Genomic DNA, 14,771 nt, shown 5'->3' on the forward strand with positions numbered 1-14,771 from the left:
ATGTCCGAGCCGGAGCGCTCTGAAAGCAACGTGATTTCCGTCAGCGACCGGCTTGCCGCCGAGGCGCTGATCGTGGACGTCGACGGCTTCGAGGGGCCGCTCGACCTGCTTTTGTCGCTGGGGCGGACGCAGAAGGTCGACTTGCGCCAGATCAGTATCCTGGCGCTGGCCGAACAGTACCTTGCCTTTATCGAAAAGGCCCGCGACCTGCGGATCGAGCTGGCTGCCGACTACCTCGTGATGGCCGCCTGGCTTGCCTTTCTGAAATCTCGCCTGCTGCTGCCCCCCGATCCCGCCGAGGAAGGCCCGACGGGGGAGGAATTGGCCGCCCATCTCGCTTTCCAGCTGGAACGGCTCCAAGCGATGCGGGAACATGCGGCCAAGCTGATGGCGCGCGACCAACTGGGCCGTGACTTCTTCGCCCGTGGCATCACCGAGGACGTGGCCCGGGTCCGTCGGGTGACCTACACCGCGACGCTTCTCGATCTGATGCAGGGCTATGCCCGGATCCGCACCAAGGACGAGTTCCGCCCCTTCGTGATGGACCGTGACGCGGTGCTGACGATGGAGGAGGCGCTGGCCCGGATGCGGCCGCTGATCGGCTTTGCTGGCGAGTGGACCGACATCTCGTCCTACATGCCCGAGGGGTGGGAGACCGACCCGGCAAAGCGGCGCTCTGCCACGGCGGCGACATTTGCGGCATCTCTTGAACTTGCCAAGGAAGGCAAGATCGAGATCCGCCAGGGCGACACCTTCGCCCCGATCCAGATCCGGAGAAAAGATGCCTGAAGATCAGCAGGATACGGAAGAAAGCCTGTTCGAAGCCCCGCCCATGGGTGAGCAGGAACGGATGGTGGAGGCGATTCTTTTCGCGTCCGCCGAACCTGTGTCGATCCGCGAGCTGACGGGCCGGATGCCGCACGGCTCGGAACCGGCGAAGGCCCTCGAGCACCTGCGCAAGCGGTATGAGGGGCGGGGTGTCGCGCTGAGCAAGATCGACGATGCCTGGGCGTTCCGCACGGCGCCGGATCTTGGATTTCTCATGCAGAAGGAGACGGTTGAGACCCGCAAGCTGTCCCGCGCCGCGATTGAGACGCTGGCCATCGTTGCCTACCACCAGCCAGTCACCCGCGCCGAGATCGAAGAGATCCGGGGTGTCAGCGTCAGCCGCGGCACGATCGACCAGTTGATCGAGCTGGAGTGGATCCGGTTCGGCCGCCGCCGGATGACCCCGGGGCGGCCCGTGACGTTCGTTGTAACCGAGAGCTTCCTGGATCATTTCGGCCTTGAAAGTGCGCGTGATCTGCCGGGGCTTAAGGAGCTTCGGGCCGCGGGTCTGCTGGAAAATCGACCGCCGCCGGGCACAGCGCTCGAAGATGAGGCATCCGAGGGTGAGGATGACGAGGATCAGTCGGAAATGTTCGAGGACGAGGCGTGATACGGCTTGCGATGGCGCACCATGCCCCTACCTCTGAAGAGCTATCGGGAGGCCAGAGATGAACACGAACCGATTGATCAACATGATGCTGCGGCGGGTGGTGTTTCAGGGAATCAATCGTGCGGCAGCCTACATCTCGCGCAGAACTGCGCCGAAGGGCGGGTCTGAAACCAAAGGCGGATCGCACGGCAAGGCCACGAAAAAGCTGGGAAAAACGGCCGCGCGATCCCTGCGTCTGGGCGGGCGCTTTATGCGCTGACCGCCGTTACGGGTTCCGGAAGTGCTTTGACAGCTTCAGGCCCTGTCCCTGGTAGTTTGACGCAATGCCGGAGCCGTAGAGCTGCTCTGGCGCCTCCGCCATCGCCTCATAGATCAGCCGCCCGACGATCTGGCCGTGTTCCAGTGCGAAGGGCGCCTCGTGACACCGCACCTCCAGCACGCCACGGGAGCCTTGACCGCCCGCCGCGCCGTGACCAAAGCCGGGGTCGAAGAACCCGGCATAATGCACCCGGAATTCACCGACCATGGCAAGATATGGCGCCATTTCAGCGGCATAGCCGGGTGGGATCGTCACGGCTTCACGGCTGACGAGGATGTAGAACGCGCCGGGATCGAGGATGATGCGACCGTCCTTTGCGGCGACGGGTTCCCAGAATTCGGCGGGGTCATAGTGACCGATCTTGTCGAGGTCGATCACCCCGGTATGGGGCTTTGCGCGATACCCGGCGGGGGTGCTGGTTCTGAGATCGACCGAGAAGCCGAGGCCGTCGTCGATCACCGGGTCGGTGTCGACAAGCCGCTGATCTTCATGAAGATTTCGCAGTTCTTTGTCACCCAGGACGGCCTCGCCTTCGCGGAAGCGGACCTGATTGAGCCGCTGCCCGGGCCGGACGAGGACGGAGAAGGAACGGGGGCAGATCTCGGCATAGAGCGGGCCGGTATAGCCCGGTGCGATGCGATCGAATTCCTCTCCGCCATCGGTGATGGCCCGGGTCAGAAGGTCGAGGCGCCCGGTCGAGCTTTTGGCGTTGGCGACGGCCTGAATGCCCTCCGGAAGGGTCAGTCGTTCCATGAGCGGGACGAGGTAGACACAGCCTTTTTCCAAGACGGCACCGCCACTTAGGTCGATCCGGTGCATCTCGAATTCCGGGAGGCGGTCGGCGATGGATTTGCCTTTTCCCGCAAGGAAGGAGGCGCGGACGCGGTAGGCGGTGGTGCCGAGGCGCAGGTCGAGGGAGGCAGGCTGGATCTGTTCGGGCAGGATGGTGTCGTCGGCGGCGATGGCGCCGGCATCGATCAGGCGCCGGATGGCGCGGTCTGGCAGGACGCCTGGCATGGATCGAACTCTCCTCTCCCCGGGATTTCGGTCTTCTAACCCATTGGAAAGCAGAAGAATACCGGGATCATGAGGATCAGGTCAGTCGGTGATTTGGTCGGGCTAGCAGGACTTGAACCTGCGACCTTCCGTCCCCCAGACGGACGCGCTACCAGGCTGCGCCATAGCCCGACTAGCGGCCTTCTTACCGGTTTCGGCGGCGGGGGCAAGCCCCGGTGCGGCGTCACTCCCGGGCGAGGCGATCGGACAGGGCGCGGAGCGATGTCAGGTGAGGCGCGATCTTCGCTGCGCCGGCGCGGAGGGCCGTCCGATCGGCCCTGGCGAGGGCGGTCAGCAGGGCTGGCTTGCCCGGGATGTCTTTGGGATCGGCTGGTAGGTCCTTGCCCAGCGGGGATTTTTTCGCAGGCGCCGCAGGTTCCGCCGGGCGATTGCGGCTGGCGAAGAGCGGCCCGAGATCGTCGATCTCTTCCGATGGGGTCGGGTCTGGCTTTGCGGCGGGTGGCGCGTCTGCCACAGGCTCTGCCACCACATCTTGTGGTGTGTCCTGAACGCTACGGGGGTCTTCTCCGAAGTCGGCGACGTGGCGGATGCCCTGTTCCTTGAGGAGCTGCTGCACCTCCTTGATCGCCATCCCCTCGTCGTGGAGGAGCGTTCGGATGCCGCTGAGCAGCGCCATATCGTCGGGCCGGTAGTAGCGCCGCCCGCCGGCGCGCTTGACCGGCTTGATCTGAGAAAACTTGGATTCCCAGAACCTTAGCACGTGTGCCGGCGTCCCGAGCCATTCGGACACTTCACCGATGGTGCGGAAGGCGTCGGGGGACTTGCTCACTTCCGGCGATTTCCGTCCGCGACCTTGTCCTTCATCAGATGGGACGGGCGAAAGGTCAGGACGCGGCGGGGATGGATCGGCACCTCTTCCCCCGTCTTGGGGTTCCGGCCCACGCGGGCCGCCTTATCTCGTACCGAGAAGGTGCCGAAGGACGAGATCTTGACGCTTTCGCCGGAGACGAGGGCGTCGGACATGTGGTTGAGGACGCTTTCGACCAGTTGGGAACTGTCGTTCCGCGACAGGCCGACTTCGTTGAAGACCGCTTCGCTGAGATCCATGCGGGTAAGCGTGCGGTTAGCCATGGTACCGTCCTCCCTAATAAGGCCCGCAGGATGGGCCGGGCGGTTTTCCGAGTCAATCTCAACGGGTTAGCTGCCGGGGTTTATGTGCCGGTCCCTGCCGAGAACGGGCCGGACAATGGGTTTTGCCATAGATCTGAACGGATCGTGCGGGGTCCGGGCGGCTGTTCTAGAGGCCGCAACGGGCCCGAAGGCCGAATCAGCGGTCTTTTTACTGGTTAACAAGGGAAAACCCGGTGTCGGCATCCCGTCGGCATCCCGTCAGCATTCTGTCGGACATCCGCGTCCGGCCGGGCGGTGTTAAAGATGCGCGCGGAGTCTTCCGGGCGCAACGGCTGGAAGCAGTCAGGGTCTATCTCGCCCCATTGTCCCAAATGTGCTGGGTGTACGGCCTGCTCTGGACGCCGGAAATGTCTGCTCAATACGCGCTCGTACATTTGGAAACAGAGGTTACTTTAAGACATTACTGTTTTCAATTGGGCTACGATGCTGACAGATCCAGACCTGCGCCGATCACAGCGAGAGCGGCTTCTGTATCCGCTTTGAGGACCCGCCCTGACCTTCGCGCCAAGGGCAGCGTCGCCTGTGAGCGCAACCTGCCCGCAATCCATGAACATCGCGCGCGCCCTAGTTCTGCGTTCTGCTCGCGTGATGTCGCAGGTAGTCTGCCAGCTTCTCCAACCCCTCGCGCAGCACCTGCGGCGCGTTCGCGAAGCCGAGGCGAACGTAGCCTTCCATTTCAAAGGCATCGCCGGGCGTCAGCATCACCCCCGTTTGCTCAAGCAGATCGATGCAGAAAGCGCGCGAGGTCATGGGTGTGTCGATCCGCAGCATCGCAGTTGTCCCGGCCCGCGGTTTGACCCAGGAGACACTTGGTTGCGCCTTAACCCAGTCGTCCAGACAGGCGAGGTTACCGCGCGTGATCCGGTGGCTGCGCGACAGCAAGGCGTCCTTGTTTTCAAGTGCAAGCGCCGCGAAATGGTCGTTTATCATTCCCACGGAGATCGTGTCGTAGTCGCGGTGGATCAGGACCGCCTCGGTCACATCCGCCGGTGCAACCAGCCAGCCGACCCGCAGACCTGCCAGCGAAAACACTTTCGATGTGCTCGCCGTGCTGATCCCCTTCTCGTAGATCTCGACGATGGACGGAGACATCCCGTCCCCGATCTGGCCGGTTCCGCGATAGACCTCGTCACACAGGATGTAGGCGCCGACAGAGCGCGCGATCTCGGCGATCTCTTCCAGCATCGGGCGTTCGATGAGGGCGCCGGTCGGGTTGTTGGGGTTGGTCAGGGCGATCAGTTTCGTGTCCGGCGTGACCATCGCGCGCAGAAGGTCGAGGTTCGGCAGAAACCCATCCTCGGCGCGCAGAGGCAGCTGCTGAACGTCCGCCTCGATGCTGTCGGGGATCGAGTAATGTTGCTGGTAGGTCGGCACGATCGAGACGACGCGGTCCCCGCGCGAGACGATGGCCTTGTGCACCAGCATGTTGGCGGCGATCGTGCCATGGGTCACGGTGATCCGGTCGATATCCTGATCGCCATAGAGCGCCGAAATTGCCGTGCGCAGCCGGGCCGAGCCCTTGATCGCGCCGTAGGTCATCTTCATCGGCAGAAGCTCGGACAGGTCCGTGTGATTGCGCCCCGCCACATGGAGCAGCTCTTCGATGGTGATGCTGGCCACGCAGGTTTCGGCGAGGTTGTAGGTGCAGCGCGTCTCCCACTCGTTCATCCAGATCTCGACTTTGAAGGGTTCGATATACATGGATGGCTTCCTAGGACTTGACGTGGTGACGTTGGGTGCTTGCTCCTGTCCTCCTAACGCGAAAGCCGAAATTCCCGCCAGTCCGGACGGCGCGACCCGGGGGGCAGATAAAGGGCTTGCCGTCGGACGATCTGGTTCGGGACTGGATTTCATTTGATCGCCGCGTCAGGCGGGTTCGCCCTTATCGTTCGGGATCATCTCGTCATCCGCCTTGTAGAGCGGCCCTTTCGGCGGTGTCGCGAGCAGGGGGAGGACGTCGAGCCGGGTCGCTACCAGCGCAGGACGACGGAGCCCCAGGCGAGGCCGCCGCCGATCGCCTCGGTGACGAGGAGGTCGCCCCGCTTGATCCGGCCATCGCTTGCGGCGACGGAGAGGGCGAGCGGGATGGAGGCGGCCGAGGTGTTGCCGTGGTCGGCGACGGTCGTGACGACGCGGTCCATCGGCAGGCCGAGCTTTTTCGCGGTCGCGGTGATGATGCGGATATTGGCCTGGTGGGGGACCATCCAGGTGACGTCGTCATGGGTGAGGCCCGCCTTTTCAAGCGAGGCATCGGCGGTTGCGGCGAGCTTTTCGACGGCGTGGCGGAAGACCTCTTTTCCCTGCATCCGCAGGTGCCCGGTCGACTGGGTCGAGACGCCGCCATCGACATAGAGGAGGTTGCGGTAGCGGCCGTCGGAATGGAGGTCGGTGGCGAGGATGCCGCGGTCCTGCGGGGTGCCGGCGGTTTCCTGGCCTTCCAGGATCAGCGCGCCCGCACCGTCGCCGAAGAGGACGCAGGTGGTGCGGTCGGTCCAGTCCATGATGCGGGAAAAAGTCTCGGCCCCGATGACGAGGACGCGGGCCGCCTGGCCGGAGCGGATGAACGCGTCGGCCTGGGAGAGCGCGTAGACGAAGCCCGCGCAGACGGCCTGGACGTCGAAGGCGAAGCCGGTTTCCATGCCGAGCGCGTCCTGCACCATGGTCGCGGCGGAGGGGAAGGTGAGGTCGGGGGTGGAGGTGGCGACGATGATCGTGTCGATATCGGCGGGTGTCAGGCCGGCATCGGCGAGGGCGGCGTTTGCCGCGTGGGTCGCCATCTGGGACGTCGTCTCGCCCTCGGCCGCGAAGTGGCGACGCTCGATGCCGGACCGGGCGCGGATCCATTCGTCGGATGTGTCGAGGAAATCCTCGAAATGGCTGTTGGGCACGATGCGGTCGGGCAGGTAGTGCCCGATGCCGACGGGGATGGCTCGGATCATTGGGCGGCCTCTGTCGGGTCGTCTTCGAGGGCGGCGTTGGCCTGGGCGATGCGCGCGGCCAGACGGTCGGAAAAGCCGGACTGGGCGAGACGCCAGGCGAGGTAGACGGCGGAGCCGACACCGGTCGCGTCGGCCGAGCCGTGGCTTTTGACCACGGTGCCGTTGAGGCCGAGGAACACGCCGCCATTGACCCGGCGCGGGTCGATCCGCTTTTTCAGGCGCTGCAGCGAGGTATAGGCGAGCAGCGCCGCGATGCGGGACAGCGGCGTCTTCTTGAACGCCTCCTTCAGGAGATCGCCGATGATGTTCGCCGTGCCTTCGCCGGTCTTGAGCGCGACGTTGCCGGTAAAGCCGTCGGTGACGATCACGTCGACCTTGGCCGAGGGGATGTCGCCGCCTTCGACGAAGCCGACATAGTCAAACTCGCCCTTGGGGGCGGCGTCCGCGATCATGTCATGGGCGAGCTTGAGTTCGGCGCGGCCCTTGTGCTCTTCGGTGCCTACGTTGAGCAGACCGACGCGCGGCCGGTCGAGGCCGAGGCCGTTGCGGGCATAGCTCGCGCCCATCAGCGCGAAGGTCAGCAGGTCGTCCTGGTCGGCGCGGATGTCGGCGCCGACATCGAGCATGATGTTGAAGCCGCCCGGATTGCGGGAGGGCCAGAGGCAGGCGATGGCCGGACGGTTCACGCCTTCGGCCTTGCGCAGGCGCATCATCGAGACGGCCATCAGCGCGCCGGTATTGCCGCAGGACACGCAGACCGAGGCCTCGCCGCCGCGCACCGCCTCGATCGCGGACCACATGGAGGTGCCCTTGCCGTGGCGCATGACCTGCGCGGGCTTGTCGGTCATCGTGACGACGCCCTCGGCGTGGCGGATCGTGACGTTGTCGCCGATCTTGCGCTTGGCGACGAGCGGCGCCAGTTCGGCCTCGTCCCCGTGGAGGAGGACATGCGCCTGCGGGTTGCGCTTGAGAAAGCGGGCGATGCCGGCAACCACCGGCGCCGGGCCCTTGTCGCCGCCCATCGCATCGACCGAGATCGTCTGGACCGGGCCGCTGGCGAATGCGGTCGGGGAACTCTTGGGATTGGCGGGGGCCGATGTCATCCTGAACGTTCTACCGGACCCCTAGCGCCGGGCACGCCGGTTCAGGCCGCGTCTTCGTCGAGATCGATCTCGTCGGCCTGGGCGATCACCTCGCGATCGGCGTAGTGGCCGCAGGACGGGCAGACGTGGTGCGGGCGCTTCAGCTCACCGCAATTGTCGCATTCGCCGGGGTTTCCGGCGGAGAGCGCATGGTGGGACCGGCGCCAGTTGCGGCGGGCCTTGGAGACTTTGTTCTGAGGGACAGCCATGTCACAACCTCGGGTATGAGCGGGACACGCACATGGCCCCGGCGTTACAATTCTGGTCCCGACCGGACGAGCGGAAGAAGGGGACGGTGCCGCCCCCCTGTTCGGGAGACCGCCTAAATAACGAGTTTGCCGTGTGGCGCAAGGGGGAATTCGCCGGTTTTCCGATTGGACGGGGCTGTCGCGGCGAGGGCACAGGGCGGCGCCTGCGGGACGCGGTGTTATTGGATTGCGGGGCGGCGTGTCGTAACGGAAAGCGGGGCGCTGCTGGGACGACGACGATCGGCATCGCGAGATCACAGTTCGGAGAGACGATCCGCCGGGACCGGCGCGCCCTGGCGCAGCCGACGCGGGGCTTCCGTGTGCGTGACCTGATCCTGCCGATCTTCGAACATGGGGTGCCGGGCGTGCTGTGGCTGATCGCCGGGTATTGGGTGCTGCAGCGCTTTGACGACAGTGCCCTGGGCTTTGTCGGCATTCTGATGATGCTGTGGGGCGGGTTCGTGAAGCTGGGGATCGTCGTGCTGATCTACGGGTTCGTCCTTTATGCCGCGGCCTTTCGGCGCCAGACATTCGTCTATGTGAACGAGCGGCGCCATATCGCCCGGGTCAACGGGCGGATCGACCGTGATCTGGAGGCCGGGCAGATCGGCCGCGCGATGGACCGGCTGCACGGGCTGCTCTGCGCCTATCCCGACAACCTGATGCTGCGCTGGCGGCTGGCGATGTTTCTGCAGGCCGAGGGGCGGCTGGTCGAGGCGGGGCGGCATCTGGCGCTGATGCCCGATCCGGGACCGGAGGAGCAGGTGGCGATCGCGGCCTTCTGCAAGGCGAACGGGCATGACCCGTTCCAGATCATGCGCAAGGCCGTTCGCGGCTTCTATGGCCCGGACCTGCCGCGCGGCAGCCAGGCGCGGCTGCGGGATCTGCACCGCGCCATCGACCGGCCGCAGGACAAGGCGTCGTGGCTCTATCACGCGGTTGGCCGGTATATCGACTGGTCCTTTCGGAGCCGGCCACGCGAGGCGCTGAAGCGTTATTCCGGGGCGCTGATCGAGCTGGGCGTTCTGGCCGGGCTTCTTGTGGTTTTCACTTTGATCTGAGGGAGGCTGCGGCGATGCCGGGACTGGAGATCTGGATCAATGTCGTATGGATCGCGGGGGTGCTCGTGATCGCCTTCGTGTTGCAGCGGCGGAACTGGCGGGCTGAAAAGGCGGAAGAGGCCGCGGCGACCGAACGGGCGCGCGCGCGTCACACCAAGCTGGGCAAGGCGCTGGAGAGCTATAGGAAGCAATACATGCCCACGCCGCAGCACGGTGGCTTTCCGCAGGCCGATCGCGACGGGTTCGAGCTGCTCGACCTGGCTTTGCTGGCGACCGAGGAGATCCCCGATCCGCCGCTGCCGCGCCTGTCGGAAAAGCGGAAGATCGGAGCGGGCGATCTGGTGCGGCTGGCGGCGCTGGTGCCCGAGGATGACGATCCTCTCGATCTGTGGGTAGCGGTCGAGGACCGGGAGGGGGATCATTTCGGCGGGTCCGTTCACGCGGTGGGGGAGGCAGAGTTCGCAGCCTTCAAGGGGCACAGGATCGCGTTTCACACCAACCATATCGGCGAGATCGTGATCCCGCCGACAGGGGCCGTGCATTAGGGCCGTGCATTAGGGCCGGGCCGCGTTCGGCGTGGCGCCGAGGGCGTCTTCGATCAGCGCGTCCCGCTCTTCCGACGAGAGCGTTTCGATATTGTCGGGCAGGGCGTCGAGATCCTGCCGGGCCGCCTGCGCCTCTTCCTCGAGCTCCTGCAGGAGGCGGTAGGAGACGTAGTATTTGAAGATGTTGCGGACATAGATCGCGGGTTCGCGGCTGACCGCCGCCTGGATCGCGATCTCGACATTTTCGAACCAGACATTGGGGTCGAGCCCCATCTCGACCGCGCGCTGGCGGCCGCGCGCCACGCCGCCCGGCCCCGCATTATAGGCGGCGAAGGCGAGCAGCGTCTGGTTGAGCGGCGTGATCTCGGGGTCGTCGAAGAAGGTGTCGCGCAGCCAGCGCATGTAGCGCACGCCCGCATGGACGTTGTTTTCCAGGTTGCCGGGCCCCGCGATGTCGGGGATGCCGACGACGGGATCGGCGGCGGTTGTCGGCATCACCTGCATGACGCCGATCGCGCCCACATGGCTGCGGCTTGACTGGTCGAGGCGGGATTCCTGGTAGGCCTGGGCGAGGATCAGGTCGGGTTCGAACCCGTATTCCTCGGAATAGCGGCGGATGACGGGGCCGACCTGGTCGATACGGGTGCGCGCGGTGTCGGTGCCGAGGTTTTCGATCCAGTCGGCGGACGACGCATAGCGGTCGAGGATGACGTTGCCGAGGAGCGTGCCCTCTCTGGCGATCTCGGCAAAGCCGTCGAGCGCCTGCTGAAGCTGCGGGTTCTCGGCGCGGACGGCCCAGGCGATGCGGCCGTCCTGGGTCAGCGGCAGGTCGGTGCGGACAACGACGCCGGTATAGATCGTGTTCCAGAAATTCGCCTTGAAGTCGGTGGCGATGGTGGCCTGGATCAGGCCGATCTCGACCATCTCGATCAGGTCGAAATCGTCGAGCGCGGGATCGACGTAGCGGATCGTCAGCGGCTCTTTCCCCGCGGCGATACGGGTGTCGTTGAGGCGTTCGGCATTGGCGGCGTAGCGGCTGTTTTCCGACAGGTAGATCGGGATGCCGACCAGATCGTCGATGCTGGAGACGTCCAGGTCGGGGCCGAGGACGGGGACATCGTTCACATCGGTGATGAGGGCTTGCGTGTAGTCGAGCGCGTCGATCTCTTCCACGCGGGTGATGGTGAGCGTCGTGAAGTCGCCGCGGCCGGTTTTGATGCCGTCCGCGATCTGGGCCCGAGGCATCGGCGTGGGGACGACGACGGTGGGGGTGGCGGGCGCGCCGGGGAGGCCTGCGAGGTACTTTTCCATCTCCTGGGCGAGCGCGATGGCGGCGCCCACGGCCTCTTCCCCGTCGAAGGCGATCATCAGGGGATCGGGCGCTATGGCCATCCTGAGAAAGCCCCGGTCCTGTGCGACATCGAGCCCGCCGGTTTCGGGTTCCAGCACCGCGGCGATCAGCGGATCGCCGTTGGTCGTCTCGATTGCGGATGGCCCACCGGCGAGGATCTGTTCGGCCAGTTCGGTCAGGTTGACGGGCTCGGGATAGCTTTCGGCAAAGGGCGGGGTGGCTGCAAATATCAGGCCGATGGCCAGTCCGCGGCTGAAATCGCACAGTCCAGACATACAGATCTCCTTGGTCGCGCCGCGCGTCGGGAGCCTGCGTCAACGCCTTGAATTCGCCCGACAACGCGGCGTGTGGCCGAATGGCTCCAAGAAAGATCAACCGCCGGAATGCGCCGTATCTGTCTTGCGTATGATCGTTCGGCGCCTCTAAGGACCGAAGCGTATTCAAAAGGACGATCACATGACGCCAAGATTTTCTTTGGGTTTTTTCGCCGTGGCTTTGGCCTCCGCATCGGTTGTGGGCGCCTTGTCCGAGGAGCCGGTCGGGATCTTGCTGCAGACCCCGTTCGAGGGATCTTATGGCGGCAGTTTCGGCGCCGCGCTTGCCATCGCAGAGGGCCGCGTTCTGATCGGCGCACCGTCAGCCAATCCGGAAGAGGCCGGCGCCGCCGCGCTTTACGACGGCCGGACGGGCGAGATGCTGACGACCTTCGCGAACCCCGATCCCGCGGACGGGGAAATCTATGGCCAAACGGTGGCCTTGAACGGATCGCACGCGGTGATCGGCAATTACGCCGACGGGCTGACGACGATCGACCGTGTTGTCGGAACGGCCTATTCGTATGATCTTGCGGCGGGCGGAGCGCCAGCGCAGATCGCCGTTCCGCCGGAGCTGGAGGGGCGCTTCGGGGTCGCCATCGCGATGTCGGAGACGCAGGTGCTGATCGGCGCGTCGGGTGCGGGCGAGGCGGGCCGGGCCGGGTTGTTCGATCTGGCGTCCGGTGCGCTGGTCCGGATCTTCGAGGCCCCCGATCCCGGGACGGTCAGGGGGTTCGGATCCGGCGCCGCCTTGAGTGACCGATATGCGGTGATCGCCTCGTCCGATGACATGCAGAGGGGCGCCGTTCACGTGTTCGACGCGGCATCGGGGGATCTTCTGCGCACGATCCAGGACGCGACGCCGGAGCCCTTTTCGGGATTTGGACGAGCCTTCGCGCTGGAGGGCGAGATGCTGTTGATCGGTGTGACGGGGGATGCGGATTACCCCGGGGGTGCCGCGCTTCTCTACGAGATGGGGGAGGCGGCGCCGGTTGCGGTCTTCACGCATCCGGAGACCGGTGCCGAGGTGAATTTCGGCATCTCGGTCGCGATGGCGGAGGGGCGTATGGCCGTCGCCGCGGCTGATTACGGCACGATCGAACTGGGCAAGCCCCGCCCGCCGCAAAAGGCGGAGGTCTTCGTCTTCGACATGGCCGGGGCGATGATCGACCGGCATGGCTTTGAGAACCAAAGCCATTTCGGGGGCGGATATGACATTTCCGTTGCCTTGGGCGAGGATGTTCTGGCGGTCGCGATCGAGGGAAGCGACGTGTCCGGCGCCGGGACCGGGGCAGGGTTTCTGTTCGACGTTCCGGCAGGCGAGGCGGGGGGCGACTAGTCGCTGCCGCCCATCTTCGCCTTGAGATCGGCCAGTCCCGCAAAGGGTTTGACGTCGTCGTCGGTGAGCGGGGTGGCGCCGGGTTTGGTGAAGACGGCCTCGCCCGTTTCGGCGCCGTCCTTGCGGGGATAGGCGGGGATGGAGAGCGCCAGCGCCTCTTCCATGATGGCGGCGAGGTCGATCGTCTCGGTGAGGGGTTCGAGCGTGTCGTCCTCAGGCATCTCGACTTCGGCCCCGGCGGCGTCGGGCAGGTCGGGCATGTGGGGGGTGTAGGTGCGGGTGACGGGTTCGTCGATGCGGGTCGTCACGGGGTCGAGCGTGACGACGCAGGGCTGCACGATGGTCGCGCCGAGTGTCGCCTCGAGCCGCCAATCGGCGCTATTCAGGGGGCTGAGCGTGCCGGTGAAAGAGAGCTTGCGGATCGCCGAGACGTCGAGCGATCTGGCCAGTTTCTCAAGGTCTTCGGCGGTAGGCTTCAGCGCGAACTCCGTCGGTCGTCTGGTCGACAGGTCGGCGATGCGCAGGGTTGAGGGGCGGGGCATGGCTGTGCTCCTTCTTGAACAGGCGGGCACGCTTGATATAGGGCAGATAGACAGTGCGGAATGGCAAGGCAAGCGGGACGGGTATGGGCAGGTTGGGACAGGTGTTTCGCGGGGTTTTTGTGGCCCTGGCGGCCCTCGCGCTGGCGGGATGCGTGGCGCAGTTCCGCAACCACGGCTATGCGCCGAGCGACAGCGAACTGGCCGAGGTGCTTGTCGGCCTCGATACGCGCGACAGCGTGATCGAGACCTTCGGGCCGCCGACGACGGGCGGCGTGCTGGAGCAAGGTGCTGTTTATTATGTGGAATCCCGCTGGCGGCTCTACGGCGCGCTCGAGCCGCAGATCATCGACCGGCAGCTTGTCGCGATCTCGTTCGACCCCGAAGGCGTCGTGTCGAACGTGGAGCGGTTCACGCTGGAGGACGGGCGGGTCATCACTTTGTCGCGGCGTGTGACGGACGACAATGTGCGCAATACCACCTTCATCCGTCAGCTTCTGGGCAACCTGGGACGGATCGACAACGCGGACTTCCTGGGAATCTGACGGGTCGGCATCGCGTCGGCATCCGGTCGGACTTCCGTCGGACAGGTTTTGGCGCGCCCGTTCCCCGGATCCTCAAGGAAACAAGGGGGAAGGGAGTTTCCCCCCGCCCGGACCAATCGCCTGCCGCCTATGGGTCGGGGCGATCCATAGGCGGTGGCTGATGGATCAGCCGGCGCGGACCCATTCGCTGGCCATGCTGCCCTCCTCCTCCGGCGTGATGGTCAGCCGGTCGGGGGTGCAGGCGTAGGGGCCCGCGGCGCGGCCGAAGGGCATGTCGCTGTCGGAGACCGGGAAGCTGCCCAGATCCATCGTGCTGCCGCCGATCGTGACCGAGGCGCGGGTCTGGTAGGCGAAGGTGCCCCCTTCGGCGGTGAAGGTGCCGCCCGCGGCCCCCCAGTCGAAGCTGCTGTCGCCGGTGATGCCGACATCGGCCCGCGCCCCGTCGGGGGTGAGGATCGCGACGGTCAGATCCACGTCATAGCGCCCCGCGCCCCCGTCCGAGAGGGTCATGGTGGTGGTGCCGCCGACCGACTGGACCTCTTGCCCCATCATGGCGGACATCTGGGCGGCCAGCGCCGCGTTGTCGGCCTGCCAGGTGCCGATCAGACAGGGATCTGCGGCGGCGGGGGCGGCGGCGAGGATCAGGAGGAAGGCGCGGGTCATCGGGAAATCCTTTGGCTGGAATATCGCGGCAGGGTAGCGGGGATTTTTGGTTGGGGGAAGGGCGGGGGGTGGTGCGCTGAAGCGCACCCTAGGCGGTGTGGGGACGGGATTTTCGGGTGG

At 65.6% G+C, this 14,771-nt stretch carries 17 protein-coding genes and 1 tRNA gene; 7 read left to right on the forward strand and 11 right to left on the reverse strand.

Annotated features, from left to right (window positions below; genetic code table 11):
- The 3 genes from AADZ90_RS16675 (at window position 1) to AADZ90_RS16685 (ending at window position 1,697) form a co-directional block, all read left to right on the forward strand.
- Window positions 1-789 carry a segregation and condensation protein A gene (locus AADZ90_RS16675; RefSeq protein ID WP_367312641.1) on the forward strand — a complete coding sequence of 263 codons (789 nt, stop codon included), beginning with the start codon at window positions 1-3 and terminating at the stop codon, window positions 787-789.
- Window positions 782-1,438, forward strand: coding sequence for an SMC-Scp complex subunit ScpB (gene scpB / locus AADZ90_RS16680; RefSeq protein ID WP_367312640.1), 657 nt, complete (start codon window positions 782-784; stop codon window positions 1,436-1,438). Before AADZ90_RS16675 ends, scpB begins: the two co-directional genes overlap by 8 nt.
- A gap of 73 nt (window positions 1,439-1,511) precedes the next feature.
- Window positions 1,512-1,697: a hypothetical protein gene (locus AADZ90_RS16685; protein ID WP_367312639.1), complete on the forward strand. Its 186-nt coding sequence runs from the start codon at window positions 1,512-1,514 to the stop codon at window positions 1,695-1,697.
- Window positions 1,698-1,703: 6 nt separating this feature from the next.
- Here AADZ90_RS16685 and AADZ90_RS16690 read toward each other — a convergent pair whose 3' ends face one another.
- From AADZ90_RS16690 to rpmF, 8 genes are all read right to left on the reverse strand, one after another.
- Complete coding sequence (locus AADZ90_RS16690) at window positions 1,704-2,774, reverse strand: 2'-deoxycytidine 5'-triphosphate deaminase (protein WP_367312638.1); 1,071 nt, start codon at window positions 2,772-2,774, stop codon at window positions 1,704-1,706.
- A gap of 94 nt (window positions 2,775-2,868) precedes the next feature.
- Window positions 2,869-2,945 (reverse strand) — tRNA-Pro (locus tag AADZ90_RS16695).
- Between the two features lie 52 nt (window positions 2,946-2,997).
- Window positions 2,998-3,603, reverse strand: coding sequence for a MerR family transcriptional regulator (locus AADZ90_RS16700; RefSeq protein ID WP_367312637.1), 606 nt, complete (start codon window positions 3,601-3,603; stop codon window positions 2,998-3,000).
- A complete protein-coding gene (gene ihfA / locus AADZ90_RS16705) occupies window positions 3,600-3,905 on the reverse strand; it encodes an integration host factor subunit alpha (RefSeq protein WP_367312636.1) in 306 nt (101 codons plus the stop codon). Before ihfA ends, AADZ90_RS16700 begins: the two co-directional genes overlap by 4 nt.
- A gap of 624 nt (window positions 3,906-4,529) precedes the next feature.
- Window positions 4,530-5,666, reverse strand: coding sequence for an aminotransferase (locus AADZ90_RS16710; RefSeq protein ID WP_367312635.1), 1,137 nt, complete (start codon window positions 5,664-5,666; stop codon window positions 4,530-4,532).
- Window positions 5,667-5,935: 269 nt separating this feature from the next.
- Window positions 5,936-6,904: a beta-ketoacyl-ACP synthase III gene (locus AADZ90_RS16715; protein WP_367312634.1), complete on the reverse strand. Its 969-nt coding sequence runs from the start codon at window positions 6,902-6,904 to the stop codon at window positions 5,936-5,938.
- Window positions 6,901-8,007 (reverse strand): phosphate acyltransferase PlsX, encoded by a 1,107-nt coding sequence (plsX, locus tag AADZ90_RS16720; protein WP_367312633.1) that lies wholly within the window; start codon window positions 8,005-8,007, stop codon window positions 6,901-6,903. The genes AADZ90_RS16715 and plsX overlap by 4 nt, the downstream gene beginning before the upstream one ends.
- Before the next feature lie 41 nt (window positions 8,008-8,048).
- A complete protein-coding gene (gene rpmF / locus AADZ90_RS16725; RefSeq protein ID WP_367312632.1) occupies window positions 8,049-8,255 on the reverse strand; it encodes a 50S ribosomal protein L32 in 207 nt (68 codons plus the stop codon).
- A 32-nt stretch (window positions 8,256-8,287) separates the two neighbouring features.
- Here rpmF and AADZ90_RS16730 point away from each other — a divergent pair, with 32 nt between their 5' ends.
- Together AADZ90_RS16730 and AADZ90_RS16735 are read left to right on the forward strand one after the other, a co-directional pair.
- Window positions 8,288-9,355 carry a DUF6584 family protein gene (locus AADZ90_RS16730; protein WP_367312631.1) on the forward strand — a complete coding sequence of 356 codons (1,068 nt, stop codon included), beginning with the start codon at window positions 8,288-8,290 and terminating at the stop codon, window positions 9,353-9,355.
- Between the two features lie 14 nt (window positions 9,356-9,369).
- Entirely contained in the window at window positions 9,370-9,900 is a 531-nt protein-coding gene (locus tag AADZ90_RS16735) for a hypothetical protein (protein ID WP_367312630.1), read from the forward strand.
- A 9-nt stretch (window positions 9,901-9,909) separates the two neighbouring features.
- Here AADZ90_RS16735 and AADZ90_RS16740 read toward each other — a convergent pair whose 3' ends face one another.
- Window positions 9,910-11,526, reverse strand: a complete 1,617-nt coding sequence (locus tag AADZ90_RS16740) for an MltF family protein (protein ID WP_367312629.1) — start codon at window positions 11,524-11,526, stop codon at window positions 9,910-9,912.
- Window positions 11,527-11,707: 181 nt separating this feature from the next.
- Between AADZ90_RS16740 and AADZ90_RS16745 the strand changes: the two genes are divergently transcribed.
- A complete protein-coding gene (locus AADZ90_RS16745) occupies window positions 11,708-12,904 on the forward strand; it encodes a WD40 repeat domain-containing protein (RefSeq protein WP_367312628.1) in 1,197 nt (398 codons plus the stop codon).
- Here the strand turns inward: AADZ90_RS16745 and AADZ90_RS16750 are convergent.
- Entirely contained in the window at window positions 12,901-13,446 is a 546-nt protein-coding gene (locus AADZ90_RS16750) for a YceD family protein (protein ID WP_367312627.1), read from the reverse strand. The two genes, AADZ90_RS16745 and AADZ90_RS16750, sit on opposite strands and share 4 nt — an antisense overlap.
- Before the next feature lie 119 nt (window positions 13,447-13,565).
- Here AADZ90_RS16750 and AADZ90_RS16755 point away from each other — a divergent pair, with 119 nt between their 5' ends.
- Window positions 13,566-13,988: an outer membrane protein assembly factor BamE gene (locus AADZ90_RS16755; RefSeq protein WP_411997068.1), complete on the forward strand. Its 423-nt coding sequence runs from the start codon at window positions 13,566-13,568 to the stop codon at window positions 13,986-13,988.
- Between the two features lie 165 nt (window positions 13,989-14,153).
- Here AADZ90_RS16755 and AADZ90_RS16760 read toward each other — a convergent pair whose 3' ends face one another.
- Window positions 14,154-14,651, reverse strand: a complete 498-nt coding sequence (locus AADZ90_RS16760; protein ID WP_367312625.1) for a hypothetical protein — start codon at window positions 14,649-14,651, stop codon at window positions 14,154-14,156.
- Between the last annotated feature and the right edge of the window lie 120 nt (window positions 14,652-14,771).

The sequence above is a fragment of the Aestuariibius violaceus genome, from assembly GCF_040779325.2.
In the GTDB taxonomy this organism is placed as follows: Bacteria; Pseudomonadota; Alphaproteobacteria; order Rhodobacterales; family Rhodobacteraceae; genus Aestuariibius; species Aestuariibius violaceus.

Excerpts from the sequence above, each read along its gene's own strand:
- AADZ90_RS16675 (WP_367312641.1), top strand. The coding sequence starts at position 1 with ATGTCCGAGCCGGAGCGCTCTGAAAGCAACGTGATTTCCGTCAGCGAC.
- scpB (WP_367312640.1), top strand. The coding sequence starts at position 782 with ATGCCTGAAGATCAGCAGGATACGGAAGAAAGCCTGTTCGAAGCCCCG.
- AADZ90_RS16690 (WP_367312638.1), bottom strand. The coding sequence starts at position 2,774 with ATGCCAGGCGTCCTGCCAGACCGCGCCATCCGGCGCCTGATCGATGCC.
- ihfA (WP_367312636.1), bottom strand. The coding sequence starts at position 3,905 with ATGGCTAACCGCACGCTTACCCGCATGGATCTCAGCGAAGCGGTCTTC.
- AADZ90_RS16710 (WP_367312635.1), bottom strand. The coding sequence starts at position 5,666 with ATGTATATCGAACCCTTCAAAGTCGAGATCTGGATGAACGAGTGGGAG.
- AADZ90_RS16715 (WP_367312634.1), bottom strand. The coding sequence starts at position 6,904 with ATGATCCGAGCCATCCCCGTCGGCATCGGGCACTACCTGCCCGACCGC.
- plsX (WP_367312633.1), bottom strand. The coding sequence starts at position 8,007 with ATGACATCGGCCCCCGCCAATCCCAAGAGTTCCCCGACCGCATTCGCC.
- rpmF (WP_367312632.1), bottom strand. The coding sequence starts at position 8,255 with ATGGCTGTCCCTCAGAACAAAGTCTCCAAGGCCCGCCGCAACTGGCGC.
- AADZ90_RS16730 (WP_367312631.1), top strand. The coding sequence starts at position 8,288 with ATGGCCCCGGCGTTACAATTCTGGTCCCGACCGGACGAGCGGAAGAAG.
- AADZ90_RS16735 (WP_367312630.1), top strand. The coding sequence starts at position 9,370 with ATGCCGGGACTGGAGATCTGGATCAATGTCGTATGGATCGCGGGGGTG.
- AADZ90_RS16740 (WP_367312629.1), bottom strand. The coding sequence starts at position 11,526 with ATGTCTGGACTGTGCGATTTCAGCCGCGGACTGGCCATCGGCCTGATA.
- AADZ90_RS16745 (WP_367312628.1), top strand. The coding sequence starts at position 11,708 with ATGACGCCAAGATTTTCTTTGGGTTTTTTCGCCGTGGCTTTGGCCTCC.
- AADZ90_RS16750 (WP_367312627.1), bottom strand. The coding sequence starts at position 13,446 with ATGCCCCGCCCCTCAACCCTGCGCATCGCCGACCTGTCGACCAGACGA.
- AADZ90_RS16760 (WP_367312625.1), bottom strand. The coding sequence starts at position 14,651 with ATGACCCGCGCCTTCCTCCTGATCCTCGCCGCCGCCCCCGCCGCCGCA.